Here is a 19,853-nt window from a genome sequence, read left to right as displayed (position 1 = left end):
ACCATTTTAAATATACGTAATATATTTAAATGACGAAAAAGGCAGAAATAATATACCTTTCTGCCTAATCTAGACTCTCCATATCTATGTAGACGATAATAGAACTGTAACAGAAAGTTTACTCATCGGAAAATTTGGTATAAGTAAAAGGAGTATTGCTTGTTGAAAAATAATAAGTTACAGTAACTAACATCTGTGTATCGCTTTTTTTTTCAAATGTATAATAATTGGCGAGGCCATCTTTGTTAACCTCTTCAAAACGATAGGCTGAAGAAGTATTTTCAATCTCTTTAAAATATCCATTTTTTCCTTTATATTTATTGTACCAATCAGCTTGATCTTGGAAAGAAATTCTTGTAGTTCCTGTACGGATTACATTGTTTTCTGTAAATATATAATATTTGATAGTACCGCCAGAGGAATAACTCCAAGTACCTTGTATCCATTGTGGCGGAGAAAATTCAGAATAGGCCCAAGAAGAATTGACATCTGATTGGTTGCTATCTTCATCTGAAGAATTTTCTGTATTATCCGTTGGCACATCTAATGAACAAGAAAAAAACAGAAGACAACAAAGGAAGCATATAAATATTTTTTTTATGATTATATAACTTTTGTTAGTATCATTGAAGTATCTCTTTTTTTATTAGATGAGTATAATTCAATTACATTATTTCTTTCTAATATAACTTGTATAATCCAAGCTGAAGAATTAAGATATTTTACCAAAATAAAATATTGAAATGTTTTATAGTCACAAGCATCTACAATATAACAATTTGCTTTTATGTTTCTATTGGAAGCTGAAATCATGCTTGAAAAATAAACAACATCAGATCCAGATGCAAGTTCCATGTCATTTTTTGTAAATGTAATAGTAAATAAAGGATCATTTGCATCCTTCCATGTCCCAATAAGCCATTCTGGTGGATTTATTTCAGAATATACAATATTGTCATATTGACTTGCAAAAATAGGATTCATACAGGCAATCATAAATAACAAAATTATCAATTTTGCTTTTTGTTTCACTGTTTGTTCCATTCCTTTATCCGATAGACTTTGTATGTTCCTTGTCCTTAGCCTGTCTCATAACAGGCATCAAGTCAACCATTCTTTTGACTATTATAAGGTTACTTTCTGATATTTTGCAAAGTTTATCTGAAATTTTTTGATTCTTTTCGGATATCCTTTTGAGTTAAACTTTCCTGTCATTAAATAATCTATAGTAGTTCTAAGAAATGTAACGATTTTCATACAATCATCAACTCGTGGCATTGTTCCTCTCGATTGCCACCCTTCAAATACATTTTTACTTGAACCAATTGATTCCTTTTCCATCGAATCAATTGTAATATTCTTTTCTTTTACCAATGATTTTATCCGATTATAAAACGTTTCTATTATTTCCTCTTGGACTTAGAAAGTATGGAAAAAAATGTATTTGTGTATATTTTTTTACTTGATGATATGCACATACAAAATATTCTGATTTTATGAATGTACAGAACGAAATAAAAATAACGAAAAAAGTTCGTCTTGTTATAACAAAAAAGTAACTAATTGTTTCGAAAAATGACTAAAAGAAAATGAAGCCCCAAAAACCACTCATAAGAACCTTAATTCTTAAACATATAAACGCCCTTTTTCCCATGCAGATTGACCTTGCGGCTAAGGACGATATCAAGACGCTGGAAACAAAGGCCAACCTCCTGTCGAGGATCGTTACAGCGAAGACATACATACCGAAAACGGGACTTGAACCCGTACGTCCTTGCGGACAAGGGATTTTAAGTCCCTTGTGTCTACCAATTCCACCATTTCGGCAACGAAGCATATTGTAGCAATGAAAGTGTTGACAGTCAACCAAGCAAAACCATGAATATACTTTCAAAAAATGCCCTTCTGCAGTATTGTCTTTGCATAAGATAGTAAGGAGAAACAACATGGCTTTACTGGAAATATCACTGCATTCACAGGCATTGAAAAGGACTGTCAATGTGACGGCAATCGTTCCTTCTGACAAGGAAGGCCTGATACCTGGACAAAAGTTCAAGACACTCTATTTGCTTCATGGCGTCTATGGCAACCAATATGATTGGCTTTCTGGAACCCGAATACAACGCTGGGCAGAAGAGAAAAATCTGGCGGTAATCATGCCGGCAGGAGAGAATAGCTTTTACGTCGATGGACCTGGCCCTTTTGATAAATACAGTACCTATATCGGAGCGGAACTGGTACAACAGACACGAGCCTTGCTGCCTCTTTCTGACAAATATGAAGATACCTTTATTGCTGGCCTTTCCATGGGAGGCTATGGAGCCATAGTGAATGGACTTAAGTACTGTACTACTTTCAGCCACATAGGATTGCTCAGTGCAGCCTTGATAATTGAAAAGGCCCTGAAGTCAACAGATGATGAGCCAAATCCATTGTCCCGTAGGAAAATGTTTATACGTGTCTTCGGCAATCTTGAAGCATTGAAAGGTAGTGACAAGGATTATGAAGCACTGATTCTCAAAGCTGACCCTATGCCGCAGATCTATATGGCCATAGGAACAAAAGATTCACTCTTGCCAGCAAACCGTAGTTATCACCAGTTCCTGCTCGCACACCATATCCCTGTCACCTATGAAGAAGGCGAGGGCGCCCATACCTGGGATTTCTGGGATACGTATGTCCAGCATCTGCTGGCTTGGCTTCCCCTTTAGATCCTTGTTCTCTCCCTTGCAAGAAGCAGTGCTCCTTCCAATGGCCCTCCAAGTGGTTGGTCCAGCATGTGGAGAGGAAGCTTCTCTGCTTTCAGAAAAGCATGGAAGCTTTCTTGTACGAAGGGGTCTTTTTTAACCACGGCTCCGCTGCAGGAAAGAAGTAGCTCTTCTTTTGCCTGCAGTCGGTTGTAGACTGAAAGTACCAGTTTGCCCAAATCAGTGCCAGCTTCTGTGAGAATATCTGCTGCCAATTGGTCACCTTGTGCGGCAAAGGCCGTTACCTGTGGGGCAAAGGCTGCAATCTGGGCTTTTTCTCGCTCATTTGCATTTGCATAGGAAATGATTTCTTCCAAGTTGTTCAGCTGGAAGAAAGGAATGATTGCCTTTTCCAATGAAGTAGGTAAGTCCCGGTCTTCCTTGCTTTTCAGCGTCCGTGCCAATGCACTGTTGGCTATGTACCAACCGGAACCTTCGTCCCCCAGACGCCATCCGAAACCACCTGAGCGAAGTAGTCGTTTGCCATCCGTTCCGTAGCAGACTGAACCAGTACCTGCGATGAGACAGATACCTGATTTCCCTGCGAGACTACCTGCAAGGAGGATCTCTCCGTCACTGCAGATGTAGACAGGAAGGTGAGGATATTTTTTCCTGAATGCATCTGTGAACAACTTCTTTTCATTTGTACGGCCAAGTCCGGCAGACCCGACACACAGGCATCTGCAGGCAGACAGATCAAGCTGCCAAGTCCTGCAGGCTTCATCCAACAGGTCTGTCATGGAGGCAAAGGCCCTTTCGAAGCCAATCGAATACATATTTGAAGCAGAACCCTGTATCTGATGGGCGATCCTGGCATCTTCAGTGCCTACTGCAAGCCTGCAGTTGGTGCCACCACCGTCGATACCCGCATAAAAGTATTCCATTCAACACATCCTTTTCTTGTATCTTGCCCCAAGATAGAGTATCTTGATAAGTATGGACGGAAGCATAAATTTACTCAAGCAAGCATTGTCAACACTCAAGCCCTCGGAGCAGAAGGCTGCTTCCTTTATCATTGCAGATCCCTCACAGGTAATCAATCTTACCATTACGCAGCTTGCCCAGAAAGCCAATACCAGTACTTCTGCCATCACAAGACTCTGCCAGAAGATCGGGGTGGAAAGCTTTTCAAAATTCAAGCTTGATCTTACCAAGGATCTGTATAGCAACAGCGGGGAAGACACCTCGTTGGATCTGTTCGACGAAAAGGCGCTTGAGAGTGCCAAGACCATTACCGATGCCATGGTCGACATGGTCAGGCAGAATGTATCGCTTATCGGGGCCGTCCTTGACCCGGATGCCATAGAGAAATCCTGCAAAGCTATCGAATCGGCACGGAAGATACTTCTGGTCGGGGTCGGAGCAAGCGGCCTTGTTGCCATGGACCTGCAGCAGAAACTCATACGGTTGGGTATCTTTCCCAGTTTTTCTACCGATACCGATGTGTCATTGGTACAGGCAGAGACCCTAGGACCAAAAGACCTGTGTATGGTCTTTTCATATTCAGGTGCCACTCCTTCGATCCTTCGCATAGCACAGGTTGCCTCCAAGCAAAAGTGTACGATCATTGCCGTTACCAAAATCGGAGACAACAGGCTGGCAAAACTTTCTGACCTTATCCTTGCAGTCCCCGAGTCCGAATCATTGTTCAGGCAGGGAGCAACCTTTTCCCGTATCAGCCAGCTGGTTATCGTCGACATACTCTATACAAACCTTATCGTACAGATTCCCCAAGGTAAGGAACTGCTTCGTTCTACTTGGGAAATCGTACACCATGATGCGTAGCTGTTCATGACTTCACGGCTCCTGCCGTCATGCCTTTGATGAAATACTTTGACATGAACAGGTAGAGGATGATCATCGGCAGGATGGCGACAGACAGTCCTGTGAAAAGCATTTCCCAGTTCGTGCTGTTTGTACCGAAGAATGAACTCAATCCGACAGGAAGCGTCTTGATGCTGTCTCTCTGGAGGAACACGAGAGGGAAGAAGAAATCATTCCATATGGGAACGGCGTTGTAGATGGTAACCAAGGCAATCGAAGATGCACACAGGGGCATGAATATCTGCCAATAGATGCGTACATCGCTGCAACCGTCGATTCTTCCTGCATATTCCAATTCTTTAGGAATACTTTTCATGAATCCTGCAAGGATAAAAACAGTGGATGGAAGTCCCATTCCGGTAAAGATGAGGATACAGGAAAGTCTGTTGTTTACCAGATTCAGTTTCTTGATCAACATAAACAGCGGAATGACGGCAGCCTTGAGGGGCAGCATGATACCGCTGAGGAATATCATATACAGCAGCATGTTTCCCTTGAAGGTGTAGCGGGAAATACCGAAAGATGCCATTGAACCGAAGAGAAGGACAAAGACCATGGCAACGACGGTAATAAGGAAACTGTTTGCAAAATATAGTCCGAAATGTTTGTCTATCCAGAGTATCCTGATGTTCTTGAAGCTGTAGGAAGAAGGCATGCTGAAAGGATGCTGCAGGATTTCCCTTGTTGTCTTGAATGATGATATGAACATATTGAAGATCGGATAGATGATAAGTACGACATAGATGCTCATGACGATGATGGAACAGATGATGAAAATCTTCTGGCCTATGGAAGCATGCCTGTAGCGCAGGTCTGTGATCATAGTTCGACCTCCTTGCTGCGGGTTGTGACGATGGATATGAGAGAAAAACAGAATGTGAGCAGGTAAATGACTACTGAAATCGCAGAGCCCATCCCAATCTCAGGATTTCCTGCATCAACGGAACCAAATGCAGTACGGTAGAAAAGGGTACCGATGGTATCGGTAGCAAAATTCGGTGACCCATCCAGCCCTGTCATACAATAGACTTGCTCAAATACGTTCAGACTTCCGATGATGGTCAATACGAAGACAATGGTAAGCGAAGGGATGATCAACGGGAAAATGACTTTCCAGAAAGTCTGCCAGGAATTTGCCCCGTCCAGGAGACTCGCCTCGATGGATTCTACCGGTACCATGTCAATTGCAGCCAGGAATACAAGGGAAGGGAAACCTACCCAACGCCAGATGTTGACCAAGATAAGTGCATTGTTTGCATATTTTGCATTTCCCAACCATGCCTGCTGCCATTCTGGTTTTCCTGTGGCCTTGAGTATGGCATTGAGCAAGCCATTGGGGGAAAGATACAATCCCCACAAAAAACCGACGGCTACAATGGAAAACAGGACAGGGAGGAAAAAGACCCTTTTGAAGAATTCTGAACCTGCGATACGGCGTGAAAGCAGATAGCCGAAAAGCAATCCGAAACCATTCTGGATGACCATAGTCATGACAAACCATTGTGCGTTGTTTTTCAAGGCATTGAAAAAACGTTCCTGGTACGGATACTTGGTGAACAATGCCTTGAAGTTGTCAAAACCTATGAAATCAAGACGGACCATCTGGTTCCAACTGAACAGGCTGTTGAACATGGACATAAGGAGCGGGGCCACGATCAAAGTAATGACGATGATCAGAGCCGGTAATACGAAAAACGAGACTGTCCCGAATTTTCTCAGGGTTTTCTTTTTGATTTGCATGGGCTTCCTTCAATGGCCTGTACGCGCATCCACGCATACAGGCCCGTGCTGGATCTGTGATGATGTACTATTTCTGGAAAGGTTTGTAGTACGATGCAATACCTTTCTGTACCTGTTCAGCGGTTTGTTCTGCAGTCAGGTCACCGGACATGAAGCCCTGTCCTGCTGCCTGCCAGAGAGAGGAACCTGTCGGCTGCTGATATCTGAAACCGACGAGGAACAGATACGGCGTGCTTGTTTTCTGCAGTTCAAGCACCTTGGAAATGAACGGTGAACTGCTTGCGTCGACTCCCGGTGTCCATGGTACCATCTGCAGCTTGTCGATGATTTGCTGTCCGACTTCCTTGCTTGCCAGGAACTTGATGAACTTCTTGTCTGCATCCATATGCTGGCTTGCGGCATTGACTACCCAGTTCATGTCTGCATAGACAGAGACAAGTTTCGGATCGGAAGCCTTTGTTCCAGGAATTGGAAAGATGTCGAAGTCGAGGTCAGGGTTCTGGGTCTTGAAGTAGCTTGCCTCATAGGAACCGCCCAGGAACATGGCGCTCATTTCGTTGATGAATGAGGTCTGCATGTCGGTGTAGGAAATACCGGTGTACATATCAGGCATGTAAGGAGTAAGTTCATGGATCTTGTTGATTGCTCCGATGAAACGTGGGTCAAGGAAGTTGGTCTTGCCTGCAACTACATCGTCAAAGAAGTCAGGTCCGTAGAACGCCGGTCCGATGACTCCCAGCAATGTCTCGACTGTCCAACCATCCTTGGTACCGTTGGCTATGGGCAGAATGCCTTTTGCCTTCAACGTCTTGCAGTCTGCCAGGAACTCGTCCCAGGTATCCGGTACGGTAATCCCATTCTCTTCGAATATCTTCTTGTTATAGTATACGCACAGTGTCTGTCCGACAGCAGGAAGTCCCCAGATGTTTCCATCGCTGTCAGAGGCTCCGCCCAAGGCTCCTTTGCTGTAGTTCTTTACTTCAGGATAGAGCTTGTCCATCGGTTCAAGATAACCGGACTGCACATAGGTGAGCAGACCGCCGTATGCTCTTCCCATGAAGATGTCGGGACCGCTTCCTCCGGAAAGCGAAGAGGCAAGTACCGTGTTGTACTCAGTGTTCTTGATGGCATTCTGCGTGACCTTGATATCTGGATTCGCAGCTTCAAACTGCTTGATCAGGCCATTGTAGAAATCCACATCCTCCGGTCTCCATGTCCATAGCTGCAGTTCCGTCACTTTCTGTTCTGTGGCCGGAGCTTCGGCAGAGCCGTTTGCAAACAAAGAACCGGAGCTTACAGCCAATAGGGCTGCGGCAACAAAAGCAATTACCTTTCTTTTCATTCTGACACTCCTTTCCCTTACGGGATTCTTTTATTCATAAAGCTGCAAAGCTTTATGCAAGTTCCAGTCTGAGTTTTCCAACTGCAGGCGGGCATGTTCATATTCGTCATGTTTCATAGCCATCAGTATGGCCACGGTGGTATCGTCATGACATTGGGACCATACCCTCTCTACTTCCTCGTCACTGCAGTCGGAGATTTTTTTTATCAGTTTCTTTGCCCGTTTGACTAATTTCCTATTGGTCGGGACCAGATTTACCATGTAGTTATCATAGACTTTTCCCATCTTTATCATCGTGATGGTCGTAATCATGTTGAGAGCCAGTTTCTGGGCTGTCCCACTTTTCATCCTGGTACTTCCCGCAATGATTTCAGGACCGACCGGTAGGTAGATCCTGTGTTTTGCAGCCTCAAACACGCGGGAAGAGGCATTGCAGCTGATAGCACCGACAACGGCACCCAAATCCCTGGCATATTTCAGGGCTTCAAGGACAAAAGCGGCTTCCCCTGAGGCTGTAATGCCTACCAATACGTCATCCGGGCAGAAAGCAAGGTCCCTGAGAGCTTGGATACCTGCCTGCCCATCGTCTTCTGCATGTTCGATGGCCCTTGTAAGGGCCGGTACGCCACCGGCAATGATGCCTTGGACAAGTTCAGGCGATACGCCGAAGGTCGGTGGGCATTCCGAAGCATCGAGAACTCCCAGACGTCCGCTGGTTCCGGCTCCTATGTATAGCAGCCTTCCGCCCTTTTTGAATGCTATGACTACGTCATCTACCAGTGCTGCAATATCAGGCAAGGCTTTTTCTACTGCATAAGGGACCGTCTTGTCTTCATCATTGATGATCCTGCAGATTTCCAGGGTGCTTTTTGTATCGATGCCGACCGATACCGGATTGTTTTCTTCAGTCGTCAATATTCTTTCCATGCTGAAATGGTACCTTGGTTTTGCGGTTCTTGCAATAACAATTTTTATGATATGTATCAATTATATGAAAATTTTGCCCAAAACATCAAAAGAATGCCAACACTAAGCAAAACAGTGTCTGTCTGGCAATCAAATTTTATTCGATATTTTTATAATTTTTTCTTGACATCTTGGCTGGATTGTTATAAGTTGTCAGTAGCAATAGTTGCTAGTAGCAAATATTGTTAGTAGCAAATATAAGGAAAACATAATGATTGATTTGTGCGCATTGCGAGTTTTATTGCGGGATCTCCAGCAGGTCGAGGACCACATGAAGAAAGAAGTAGGGTTGACCTTTACGGAAGCCTCCACGCTGTGTGCCATAGAAAAAGGCAATGATGCTCCTGCAGCCATTGCAGCGGCCATGGGCTTGTCGCCTTCAAGGGCGAGCCGCCTGATCATGTCCCTTGAAAACAAGGGCATGTTGATCCGGTGTCCTTCGATGGATGACAAGAGGGTAGTCAACCTTGGGCTTACGGCAAAAGGCAAGAACGTATTGGACAAATTTCACCATTGTGATACTTGTCTTCCCCGATATATCGAGGAAGCTTTGATAAAAGGACAGGAAAATGAGTAATAAGACGTATTTGGTAGTCGGTGGCGTTGCAGGTGGGGCTGGTGTTGCAGCCCGACTGAGGAGACTTGATGAAAATGCCAGGATCGTGATGTATGAGAGAGGACCCTATGTCAGTTTTGCAAACTGTGGTCTTCCATACTATGCCGGCGGTACCATAGCAGAAAGGGATCGGTTGCTTGTCACACCCGAATCGACATTCGTCAATGCTTTTGGTATCGAAGTCAAGAGCAATACGGAAGTACTGTCCATAGACCGGGAAGCCAAGAGCGTGGAAGTAAAGGACCTGAAGACCGGAAAGACATGGAAGGAAAAATATGACAACCTTGTCCTTAGTCCCGGTTGCAATCCGTTTGTGCCCCCTGTTCCTGGTGTAGATGACAAGGCTGTCTTTACAGTCAGGAACATTCCGGATATCGATAAAGTCGTTTCTGCTCTTGACGCAGGAGCACATAAGGCCGTTGTTGTCGGCGGTGGTTTCATCGGTATCGAAATGGCTGAGAATCTCAAGGAAAAGGGATTGGATGTCTCTCTGGTAGAGGCTGCTGACCAGGTGATGCTTACACTGGATACCGATATGGTGGCACCCGTACATCAGACTCTCAGGGCCAACGGCATCAAATTATATCTTTCACAGGCTCTCAAAGGTATTGAACGCAAAGGGACTACCGTCGCTGTGCAACTTCCCGATGCAGTCATTTCCAACGTGGATATGGTCATCCTTTCAATAGGTGTCAGACCTGAGAGCAAACTGGCAAAAGATGCAGGGTTGAAACTCGGCCCACGCGGACATATCGTCGTTGACCAGATGTGCAGGACAAGTGACCCTTCAATCTCTGCGATCGGTGATGCCATTGAGTATCCTTCTCCTATGGGTGAGGGAAGCAATGCAATTGCCTTGGCAGGACCTGTCAACAAGATGGCAAGGCTTTGTGCCGATGCAATTGTCACTGGAACCTGCAGGCCTTACAAAGGAACTTTCGGCAACAGCATTGCAAAAGTATTCGACTTGAGCTGCGGCAGTGTCGGCTGCAGTGAAAGAATGCTGAAGAAAAGCGGCAATACAGGCTATGGCGTTGCTATTACCCATGGGGTTGACCATGCAGGTTACTATCCTGGTGCCCTGCCGGTTTCCCTCAAGCTTATCTATGACAAAGAAAGTGGCAAGGTGCTCGGTGCCCAGGCTGTCGGCAGCAGGAGCGTAGACAAGAAGCTTGATGTCATCTCTGCTGTCATGGGACTTGGTGGAACTGTTGATGACCTGAGTGGATTTGAACAGGCTTATGCCCCACCGTTCAACAGCGCAAAGGACCTGGTCAACATGGTCGGTATGATTGCCCAGAACCAACGTGATGGACTTGATGAACTTGTCACGTACGATGAAGCGGAAAAGAAAATTAAGGAAGGTGCCGTACTTGTTGATGTCAGAACCAAGGATGAGTATGATTTGGGGCATATCGAAAACAGCCTTAATATTCCGCATGATCAATTCAGGGCAAATCTTGACAAATTTCCGAAGGATAAGCCGATTGTCCTTATGTGTGCGATAGGCCTGAGGGGCCATATAGGAGGCAGAATCCTCAGACAACGTGGATTTACCCAGGTCTATAATGTCACGGGTGGCTATAAGACATGGGCACCGGTACGTGCTGACCGTGAAGCAAGCAAGCAATTGCCTGCTGATAATGGAGATGCTCCCCGGCGTGAGCCAATAGCAGAGAACCAAGACCATACTGAAAAACAAAAAATAACGTTGACGCTTGATGCCTGCGGGCTGCAGTGTCCTGGACCGATCGTACAGCTCAAGAAAAAGATTGATACCATGTCTGACGGAGATTTGCTTGAGGTCAAGGCAACGGATCCTGGTTTCCAGCGTGATGTGGCTTCCTGGTGCAAAATGACCGGTTGTAAACTTGTCTCTCTTGACAAGGAAGATGGCATCATCAAGGCAGTCATTGAGAAAGGAGCCAAAGTGAGTGGGAATTCACAACAGATTGTCTCTTCAAAATCCGGAGCTTCCTTGATTGTCTTCTCCAATGACTTTGACAAAGCCCTTGCAGCATTTGTCTTGGCCAATGGGGCAGCGGCAAGCGGCAAGGATGTCACCATGTTCTTTACGTTCTGGGGATTGTCAGTACTTCGACGCAAACCTAACAAGAAAGTCCGCAAGGATTTCATGGGCAAGATGTTCGGGGCAATGCTTCCTGATGACATGGACCATCTGAAGCTTTCCCATATGAATTTCGCAGGTATGGGACCTAAGATGATGAAGTCTAGGATGAAGAAGAAACAAGTCGACCAGCTGAGGACCATGTTTGCACAAGCCAAGGCACAGGGCGTCCGGATGGTGGCTTGCCAGATGTCAATGGACATCATGGGAGTGACTGAAGCAGAACTTCTTGACGGAGTCGAAGTCGGTGGCGTAGCAACCTACATGGAAGCTGCCAGTAGCTGTGATGTCAATCTCTTTGTCTAACTGATCTTTCTTGATATAAGGGACCGTTGCAAGATCAAAGATGCAACGGTCCCTTTTCCTATGTTTCTGCTAAGGAAATTTTTGCCTGTATGACTGGTATGATCAAGGAGTCTCAGGTGGCGGCACCGGTTCTCCAGGTTTCTTATCTTTGTCCTTTTGTATTTCAGGTGGTTTGTTGTCGTCCTGGGGGTTTGCATTATCCCTTTGGATTTTGACAATATTTTGTGATAAAGGTTTGCCAGGATGTCCGGGCCCAGGACTTACCAACAGGATCCTACAGCTTGTCAAACTTAGAAGTGCTATTGCCAATAGGAAAAATTTCTTTGAATTTCTTTTCATGTTTTCCTCTCTGAAAATAGTTCATGATGGTGACGTATCTGTTTTCTATAAAGGTACATCATCTTTATGTAGCTTTTATGTAACTCCTAAAATATAATAAATTATTTCAAAATCGTTAATGACTGTTTGTTTTTAGACAATGGAAATCATTATATGGATTGTTTTTTCCTTGGATTGCAATAGGTAAACCAGGATAGCACAGGACCAGAAGTTAGTAAGAGATTGCGTAAAGGAACTTTTCGGGAAATATCCGATTATGAGTAAGAGACTACCTATGTCTTTGGCAGAATCAAGAAGAAGAACCTGAGTAAGTAATAGTCAGCGTATAGGTTCCTGTATCGGTAGCATCGACGGTATAAGAGAGGGAAATGGCCCCGTCAGCAACATCTGATGCATCTGCATCAGCGGCTTCATTATCATCCTCATCATAAAGTGTCACGGAAACATCGCTGAGGTATTCCTCATCAACATCAACGGAAACGGAAATATCACCGGGCGCCGCAGAAAGCGTCCAGCTGGTCGACTGGCTTTCTCCGCTGGTAAATGATATGGTTGCCGTGTCCGATACGTCATTGACATCGTTTTCTATTGCTGCCATTGGGTCGATAAGTCCGTATTTGCAACAGTCCATTGCCGTAGCTGTATCACAGATGAGAGATGAAAGTTCATCAGGAGTCCTTGAGGAATCCTTGGAAAGCAACAATGCAGCCAGAGCTGTTACATGCGGGGTTGCCATGGAAGTACCGACATAGTAATAGTATCCCCCGTTTTCTCCTGTTGCATCTGGATCAATCGTCCATTGGTAGATACCGTTTCTTGTAGTGCCATCTTCAATATAAGGAATAGTGTCATCGCTATCGACATCTCCGCCATAGGCCATGACATCTACCCAATCGCCATAGTTGGAATAACTTGCTTTTGCTGAAGTATCATATCCTACTGCACCGACAGCCAGGACTGAATCATACGCAGCTGGATATGTTTCATCTTCTGTATCGTCATTGCCTGCTGCAGCGACGACAAGTACGCCGTTTTCCCTGGCATTATCACAGGCTGTCTCGAGTGTCTTTGAAGTGCTTGAGCTCCCGAGGGAAAGGTTGATGATATCTGCTCCATTATTGACAGCATAGTCGATGGCATTACAGATATCGGAAGTGTAGCCTGAACCATCAGAATCCAAGGCTTTCAATGGCATGATCTTTACTCCCGGTGCTATGGAGGCAACACCGACTCCGTTATCAGTTTCTTCTGCAATCGTTCCAGTTACATGGGTACCATGTCCATTGTCGTCCGTGGTGTCTGTTGTCGTGGTCCCTGAGCCGGGAACTGAATGATCAGATTGCGTGGTACTGCAAAAGTTATATCCAGTGACGAAGGTGTCAGATGAAAAGTCTTCTCCGTCTTCATAGACACCGGTATCGATGACTGCCACGGTGATGTCGGAACTTCCGGATGTAATTTCATGCAGGTCAGGTATATCCATATAATTATCCTGCATGTTCCATTGCATGTCATAGGATGGATCATCTGGTGCTGTGGAAAAGGCCTGTATGGTATAATCAGGTTCAACATAAGCTACCTCAGTGCCCGTACCACCTTGTTCCTTGAAGTTCTTGTTCATTTCCTGCGCAATATCTTCGGTTGAATTGAATTTTCCTGTAGGAACTTCCATACGGTCGAACGGGGCCGGATGGATCGTATTTTCTGGTTGTTGCCGTGTATACCGTGTAATCCCCATATTGTCCAGGAATTTGTTTTCCATGGTATGGAGGTCGCCAAGTCTGTCAGCAGAAAAAGATGAATTTTCATGGCTATAGCCTACGATGAATCTTGTGGAATCCTGTATTTCCGGGAATTTTGAACCTGTGACGAACGTGGTGACGGATCCTACGGCAGAACTTGCAGCATCGGCAGTTGAGTGACTTGATGAACTGACGGTATTGCCTGATGCTGTGGTAGTGCCAGCTGTTTCCAAATCAGTATCAGCCATATAGGATTTCCATGAGACTGTTACAGTATATGAAGGTGATTTTGTCGTTGACATGGAACAGCCGGTAAGAGAAAGCAAAAGGAGACATGGAAAAAGGAAAATCCTTTCGAATATTCCGCGTATCCTTGCCATAGAAATTTTATTCTCCTTTCTTGAATCAATAAAGCTATACTCATTTATAATGAAAATATTGATTTTGTCTATATGAAAACTTAAAAGAAATATAGGTTTTTAATGGAGAAATGTGGCAAGTTTATGGAGAATAGATTTGCTCATACTAACAAAACATATCTACATATAATATTTATTCATGTGCTATCCTTGTCATGGATTGTCAGTGTTTTTGTCATTTACTTGCCGATGCCTGTTTCCAAATACTGCTTTGCTGCTTGGAACAAGTGAATGGTGATACCTAGCGAAGCAGTAAAATCTGATGTACTGTCGTTAAGATTCAGGTCTTCATGGAGAAGTCCCGTGGCAGTGACAGCTTCGGTAAATTTGAGCTCACCCTTTCCTGAGAGCAGTATGTGAAGATCCGAATCTGCCAAGGAAAATTCCGACATCGTGCTTGAAGAAGAATATGGCTCATCTACTGATGCCTCGTCCTTCAGCAGGATGCCAAGCATCGCCTTTGTTTTTAGTGTCTTGTTCTCATATGTTATTATTGCCTGGGTCAAGAAAGCTCCCGGGCCATAGGGAAAACCAAGAAAATAGGCTGTACTGTCGCCATAAAGGGCACCGGCATAGGCAAATTGCTTCAATGGTGCGGTGAACGTGCCGGAAGCATTCGTACTGTTGTATAGACACAATCATCAAGGTTTTTACCAATATGACAGAAAGGGAAATACAGTAATTACTTGTAATTTTTGAAGATGGGTACTTGCAACAAGCAGGAATCAGCTGTATTGTATTAGGTATATTACCAATATGATATGGAGGCCATTATGCCCGGTTTTGCGGTTCCTGAGGAAATACGGCGCCTGAAGCCCTCCTCCGACAGTGTGGTCAAGGCCATCGGCGGGAAGTACTATGTGTACACCTACAAGGCCAGGAAGCTTGCGGACGGGAAATGGGGGACGAGTACCGGCAAGTGCATCGGCAAGATCATACCGGGCGTGGGGTTTGCCCCCAATGCGAACTATGGGACTTGCCATGACGATGAGCTGACCATCCTCGAATACGGGCAGTATGCGCTGCTCATGTCGCTTGCCGGGGAAACCTTCGCGGACCTGAAGGCGGCGTTCCCCCTCAGGAAGGCGGCACAGATCCTGGCATACTCGATGATCCTCTATGCGAACGGGTTCTCCCACATGGACCAGGTGGGGATGCTCTACGCCCAGAGCTGGCTCCCCCTCGCATACAGGGACTACTCCTTCGGCATGGGGCAGGCCGCAATATCTTCTCTTCTGGACGGGCTCGGGAGGAAGCGGAACGGCGTGGAGGCATTCGAACGTGCGCAGATCGCCAAGGGTTCGGGTACCGTCGGCATCGACGGCCATGTCATCCGTTCCTGTTCCGGAAGGAACGGCCTCGCCGAACCGGGGTACAAGGCCGGCGAACTGAAGGCGGACCAGGTGAACGTGCTGGTCGCCCTCGACCTTGCCAGCGAGCGGCCGCTGTGCACCCGGGTCTTCAGGGGATCGAGCGTCGACAAGGCGAGCGTGAAGGATTTCCTGGGGGACTACCGGTTCAGGGATACGCTCTTCGTCGTCGACAGGGGGTTCTTCTCCCGGGACAACCTTTCCCTCTTTTCCCGGGATGGGAACACCTACATCACACCGGAGCCATCGAACACGGCCGCATGCAGGAAGGCGACCGCGAACCTTTGCTTCGATGACGAATTCTGCTGTGCCCGGGGAAAGACCGTCACCGCGATGGTGCAGTACCGGCAGGTCGACCTGGAGGACGGTGTGAGGCTTTTCGTTTACCGCGACCTCCTGGAGAACGGGAAGGCACGGTACAACTATACCAGATGCCTGGAGGAAGGGAAAAGCGGATATACGGAGGAAGGCCTTGCTGCGAACAAGGAGCTGTGGGGCGTCTCGGTGCTCCGCACGGACACCGGGCTGTCGGCGCAGGAGGTCTACGACAGGTACAAGGACCGCTGGAAGATAGAGACCTATTACGACTACGTGAAGAATTACAGGAGGTTCACGAACCTCAGGATAGAGGGGTATTACCAGGAGCAGGGCTTTGCCTTCATCATGCTCGTGGTCGGGCTCCTGCATCAGAGCCTCAAGGCCGCAATCAAGAAAACGGGACGGACGACCTGCTCGACCCTCGACGCCATCATCGCCGCAAGGTACATGAAGCTATCGAAGCATGGCAAGACATGGCGGATAGACAACAAAAGAAAGAAGGACCTTGCCTATTTCAAGAAACTCGGATTCGAACCCGAGCTTACCCTGTGAGTTGAAGTTCGTTCACATTCATATTGGTAAAAACCTTGATGATTGTGTCTATATTACCGGTTCCAATGCCTTTTTACTTAGTTCTGATTTTGCTACGTTGTTTACTGGTCGTACCCACGAAATCAAGGTATATCCATTTTCCTTTGGTGAATACATGGACTATTTTTCCTATGATAATCCTTAGAAAGCTTTCGATAACTACATCAAGGAAGGTGGAATGGCCGGTTCTTACCTTTATAAGGAAGCAGAGGACCGATATGACTACGTAAGGGATGTTTTCGATATCCTTATTGTGAGAGACCTTAGGAAGAAATACAATATTCGGAATACGACCTTGATGGACCGGCTTGTGGATTATCTTTTGGATAATATCTCTAATATTTCTTCTACAAGAAGCATTGCGAATGCGCTTGGAAAGAGCGGTTACAAGGTCAATCACAGGACCGTGGGGAAGTACATACAATATCTGTGCAATGCCTATGCCTTTTACAAGATACGCCGGTATGACATCAGAGGCAAGCGATATCTTTCCAGTGATGACAAGTATTATCTTGTTGACCAGAGTTTTCGCTATGCAAAGCTTGGAACAAAGAACATGGATTGGGGAAGGGCCATAGAAAACATTGTTGCTATCGAACTTCTGAGGCAGGGATATGAGCTTTATGCAGGGATACTGTACAAGAAGGAGATTGATTTCGTTGCCATCAAACGTAACGAAAAGCTCTACATCCAAGTCTCTGATTCCATCGCGGAAGCGGATACCTTTCAAAGGGAAGTGGCTCCGCTTCTCAGTATCAAGGATGCTTACCCCCGATTGCTGATTGCCCGTACAGGTCATGAGGAATACCAATATGAAGGCATAAAAATCATGGATGTGGCGGATTGGATCCTCGGTTTCTATTCATAAATCAGAACACATCCGCACATGTAGCTGTTTGGTAGTAACACATTTGTTGGCCCGAATGCCGTTACATGGTGTGGATTCCTGTTTTTCTAGCAATTATTTTTCTTTCAGAGAAATTGACCTGTTTGGATTTGCAGTTTTCTATTTCCCAATTTTGAAAAAATCTTGATTTTGGGAAATAGAAAGTTCTAAGAAGCTATATACATCATGCGTATTCCTTTCCAAATCAGTCGTCGCTGGAAGAGCATCTTTTCCTATTGTTTTCCGATAGCTATAGCAATGCAGAAGGAAAACTTGCTCTTTCCAAGGCATTTGATCTTCAGTTTTCCGTGGTATATGGTTGCAGGATGCTTGACAGTACAGACAGGTAGCTGTTCTTATTTTTCTCAATCCGATATCAGTCTACCCGCTAGGGAAAAGGCTTTTCTTATGTTCTTTGGTATATCGGATTCACCATAGACCAGGAACCGGTAACTATTGGAAAGGATCTGCCTGAAGGAAAAAGGTCACTGAATGGATTCAGGCGAATCTGGATCTTCCTTTGCTCATAAACAAGTGTGTACGTTGTTTGTCTGGAAGGTATGCAGGCTCTTTCAATTTCCGTTTGGATCTTCCGGAATCTGGTTTATGACTGTGGCATCTGTCTTCAGAGGGATGATTTTCCTGATGAACGGCTGGATGCCGATATAGGTCTTTTGGAACTCGTCTTCACTTTCCTTCAAAGAAGCCTGCCATGCGGCACCGAAGCCAGGGGAGTTGAGCATCAGACGGTCTGCTGCAAGCTGATAGACATGCAGTCTGGAGATTTCTTTCCTTCCTGGTTTCTGAGAATAGGTTGCTACGGTAATCCTCAGGTTTTCATTCTGTTTCTTCAGGGTTTCATTTTCCTTTTTCAGTTTCTGTATGCCTTCATTTTCAAGATCCATCCTGTCGTTCAGCATGTTCTTGAGTTTATCTGTTTCTGTTTGCTTTTCCAAAAGTTTTTTATGGTTATTGACGGCCATGGCAATCAAGGTAACGATAGCGACTGCGATGCCGATACCAAGTCCGATGATGAAGTTCTGCATGGTGACCTCCGTAGCATTAAGGTACTTTATTTTTGTTTTACTGTCAAAATGTTTCGAGTTTCCAGATGGTCGTTTGGGCTACTATGTTGATAGAAGAGGCAGACATTTGGAAACAGTTGCTGAAAGATTTCCTTTTTGGCAGAAAAAAGGGACGGATGCTCAGGCATCCATCCCCTGCAATCATCTTGTCGATTTATTAGGAGAATCGTGCAATGACTGCTTCTTCACTGTTTTCAATGGCAGCAGGAATGGTGGCTCTTCCTTGGAATACCGCCATATCCTTGAAACCTGTTCCTGTAAGCAGGACACAGACGCTGACATCTGCACCGAATTTTTTCTTTAGGGACTCAGCATCTTTTTCCAATCCTGCCCAAGCACAGGCTGCTGCCGGTTCTGCAAAGATACCGGCTTTGCTGGTCAGTTCAAGTTGTGCAGCAAGGATATCTTTGTCTTCGACTTCAACAGCCCAGCCTTTGCTTTCATCTATATACTTTACAGCCATCCTGCCATTGGCAGGATTTTCAACACTAATGGAATCTGCACGGGTCGACGCTTTTTCTATGGCTTCCATTTCGTGTGTTCTCCAAGCCTTTGCAATAGCATTGCTCTGCTTGCTCTGCACAGCGACCAAATGTGGAATCCTATCAATCAATCCGGCTTTCTTCAAATCATAGAATCCTTTGAACACACCAGCGAAGATACAACCATCTCCTACCGGTACATACATGACATCGGGTACATTTCTTTCCATTTGTTCAAACAGTTCAATGGAAACTGATTTCTTGCCTTCGATAGTCATCGGATTGTAGGCAGTGTTTCTGTTGATACCTCCGAAATGCTTGGTGTAAGCAATGGAAAGGGCAAATGCATCATCATAGGTCCCTTTGACAGGGACAACCGTAGCTCCGTACAGGACACTCTGCATCAGTTTGTTGATCGGTGCTGTTTCAGGGACGAACAGGATGATATCAAGCCCATAGGCTGCTCCCGCACAACTCATAGCTGCTCCCGCATTACCTGTTGAAGCAAGTGCAATCTTTCTAGTGCCATAGTGGAGTGCCTGTGCAGCTACTAGCTGTGAAGCCCTGTCCTTGAATGAACCGGACAGGAGCTGGGTATCCAATTTGCAGGTAAGGTTAGGAAGCCCTAGCTTTTCTGCAAGTCTCCGTGGATGTGCTAGCGGTGTATTTCCGACAGGATAGCAGTCTTTGTCTGGTACGGGGAAGGGGAAGAAGTCATAGAACGTAACATGTTCTTTTTTGCGCAGTGCATCCAGATCTTCCTGGTTGAGTTCGACGATCAGATTGCCCTTTGGAAATGTGCCTTCGTCCTGGTGCTGGGAACAGTCAGGGCATTGGTACACGACCTCGTCACTGGCAAATTCTTTTCCACAGTCACAGCATCTGTAGGTATATCGCATGGTCTGGTCCTTTCTGCAGCCTTTGCCGCAGGTAAAAACGGGACATGCCGTAG

The 19,853-nt window shown here is 45.6% G+C and carries 17 protein-coding genes, 1 tRNA gene and 1 pseudogene; 6 read left to right on the top strand and 13 right to left on the bottom strand.

Features of this window, described 5'->3' with window-relative positions; genetic code table 11:
• Positions 1-118 precede the first annotated feature (118 nt).
• The 4 genes from LKE40_04345 to LKE40_04330 all read right to left on the bottom strand — a co-directional run bounded on the left by LKE40_04345 (position 119) and on the right by LKE40_04330 (position 1,827).
• Positions 119-541 (bottom strand): hypothetical protein, encoded by a 423-nt coding sequence (locus LKE40_04345; protein MCH3916687.1) that lies wholly within the window; start codon positions 539-541, stop codon positions 119-121.
• A 62-nt stretch (positions 542-603) separates the two neighbouring features.
• The gene (locus LKE40_04340) at positions 604-1,044 is read right to left on the bottom strand and encodes a hypothetical protein (GenBank protein ID MCH3916686.1); all 441 of its coding nucleotides are present in this window, start codon (positions 1,042-1,044) and stop codon (positions 604-606) included.
• A gap of 81 nt (positions 1,045-1,125) precedes the next feature.
• Positions 1,126-1,341 (bottom strand): hypothetical protein, encoded by a 216-nt coding sequence (locus tag LKE40_04335; protein ID MCH3916685.1) that lies wholly within the window; start codon positions 1,339-1,341, stop codon positions 1,126-1,128.
• A 402-nt stretch (positions 1,342-1,743) separates the two neighbouring features.
• Positions 1,744-1,827 (bottom strand) — tRNA-Leu (locus tag LKE40_04330).
• Between the two features lie 119 nt (positions 1,828-1,946).
• On the opposite strand from LKE40_04330, the gene LKE40_04325 reads away from it, so the two are divergent.
• Positions 1,947-2,711, top strand: a complete 765-nt coding sequence (locus tag LKE40_04325) for an alpha/beta hydrolase-fold protein (protein ID MCH3916684.1) — start codon at positions 1,947-1,949, stop codon at positions 2,709-2,711.
• On the opposite strand, the gene LKE40_04320 is transcribed toward LKE40_04325, so the two are convergent.
• Positions 2,708-3,631 carry a hypothetical protein gene (locus LKE40_04320; protein ID MCH3916683.1) on the bottom strand — a complete coding sequence of 308 codons (924 nt, stop codon included), beginning with the start codon at positions 3,629-3,631 and terminating at the stop codon, positions 2,708-2,710. The genes LKE40_04325 and LKE40_04320 overlap by 4 nt on opposite strands.
• 52 nt (positions 3,632-3,683) lie before the next feature.
• On the opposite strand from LKE40_04320, the gene LKE40_04315 reads away from it, so the two are divergent.
• The gene (locus tag LKE40_04315) at positions 3,684-4,532 is read left to right on the top strand and encodes a MurR/RpiR family transcriptional regulator (protein ID MCH3916682.1); all 849 of its coding nucleotides are present in this window, start codon (positions 3,684-3,686) and stop codon (positions 4,530-4,532) included.
• Positions 4,533-4,536: 4 nt separating this feature from the next.
• On the opposite strand, the gene LKE40_04310 is transcribed toward LKE40_04315, so the two are convergent.
• The 4 genes from LKE40_04310 to murQ form a co-directional block, all read right to left on the bottom strand.
• Positions 4,537-5,394: a carbohydrate ABC transporter permease gene (locus LKE40_04310; protein MCH3916681.1), complete on the bottom strand. Its 858-nt coding sequence runs from the start codon at positions 5,392-5,394 to the stop codon at positions 4,537-4,539.
• Positions 5,391-6,311, bottom strand: coding sequence for a sugar ABC transporter permease (locus tag LKE40_04305; GenBank protein MCH3916680.1), 921 nt, complete (start codon positions 6,309-6,311; stop codon positions 5,391-5,393). The genes LKE40_04310 and LKE40_04305 overlap by 4 nt, the downstream gene beginning before the upstream one ends.
• A 67-nt stretch (positions 6,312-6,378) precedes the next feature.
• Entirely contained in the window at positions 6,379-7,653 is a 1,275-nt protein-coding gene (locus LKE40_04300; protein ID MCH3916679.1) for an extracellular solute-binding protein, read from the bottom strand.
• A gap of 30 nt (positions 7,654-7,683) precedes the next feature.
• Positions 7,684-8,580: an N-acetylmuramic acid 6-phosphate etherase gene (murQ, locus tag LKE40_04295; GenBank protein MCH3916678.1), complete on the bottom strand. Its 897-nt coding sequence runs from the start codon at positions 8,578-8,580 to the stop codon at positions 7,684-7,686.
• Between the two features lie 250 nt (positions 8,581-8,830).
• Here murQ and LKE40_04290 point away from each other — a divergent pair, with 250 nt between their 5' ends.
• A complete protein-coding gene (locus LKE40_04290; protein MCH3916677.1) occupies positions 8,831-9,196 on the top strand; it encodes a MarR family winged helix-turn-helix transcriptional regulator in 366 nt (121 codons plus the stop codon).
• Entirely contained in the window at positions 9,189-11,669 is a 2,481-nt protein-coding gene (locus LKE40_04285; protein MCH3916676.1) for an FAD-dependent oxidoreductase, read from the top strand. The genes LKE40_04290 and LKE40_04285 overlap by 8 nt, the downstream gene beginning before the upstream one ends.
• Positions 11,670-12,297: 628 nt before the next feature.
• On the opposite strand, the gene LKE40_04280 is transcribed toward LKE40_04285, so the two are convergent.
• The gene (locus LKE40_04280) at positions 12,298-14,130 is read right to left on the bottom strand and encodes a S8 family serine peptidase (GenBank protein ID MCH3916675.1); all 1,833 of its coding nucleotides are present in this window, start codon (positions 14,128-14,130) and stop codon (positions 12,298-12,300) included.
• Positions 14,131-14,348: 218 nt separating this feature from the next.
• A complete protein-coding gene (locus LKE40_04275; GenBank protein ID MCH3916674.1) occupies positions 14,349-14,807 on the bottom strand; it encodes a hypothetical protein in 459 nt (152 codons plus the stop codon).
• Positions 14,808-14,942: 135 nt separating this feature from the next.
• On the opposite strand from LKE40_04275, the gene LKE40_04270 reads away from it, so the two are divergent.
• Together LKE40_04270 and LKE40_04265 are read left to right on the top strand one after the other, a co-directional pair.
• A complete protein-coding gene (locus tag LKE40_04270; GenBank protein ID MCH3916673.1) occupies positions 14,943-16,409 on the top strand; it encodes a transposase in 1,467 nt (488 codons plus the stop codon).
• 46 nt (positions 16,410-16,455) lie between these two features.
• Positions 16,456-17,316 (top strand): annotated as a pseudogene (locus LKE40_04265) (ATP-binding protein).
• A gap of 590 nt (positions 17,317-17,906) precedes the next feature.
• On the opposite strand, the gene LKE40_04260 reads toward LKE40_04265, so the two are convergent.
• Together LKE40_04260 and LKE40_04255 are read right to left on the bottom strand one after the other, a co-directional pair.
• Entirely contained in the window at positions 17,907-18,380 is a 474-nt protein-coding gene (locus LKE40_04260; protein MCH3916672.1) for a hypothetical protein, read from the bottom strand.
• Positions 18,381-18,576: 196 nt separating this feature from the next.
• A complete protein-coding gene (locus tag LKE40_04255; GenBank protein MCH3916671.1) occupies positions 18,577-19,800 on the bottom strand; it encodes a pyridoxal-phosphate dependent enzyme in 1,224 nt (407 codons plus the stop codon).
• Between the last annotated feature and the right edge of the window lie 53 nt (positions 19,801-19,853).

This window comes from Spirochaetia bacterium (assembly GCA_022482625.1).
In the GTDB taxonomy this organism is placed as follows: domain Bacteria; phylum Spirochaetota; class Spirochaetia; order Sphaerochaetales; family Sphaerochaetaceae; genus Pleomorphochaeta.
The sequence above is the reverse complement of the archived record's forward strand: the minus strand, read 5'-3'. Positions and strand labels throughout refer to the sequence as shown.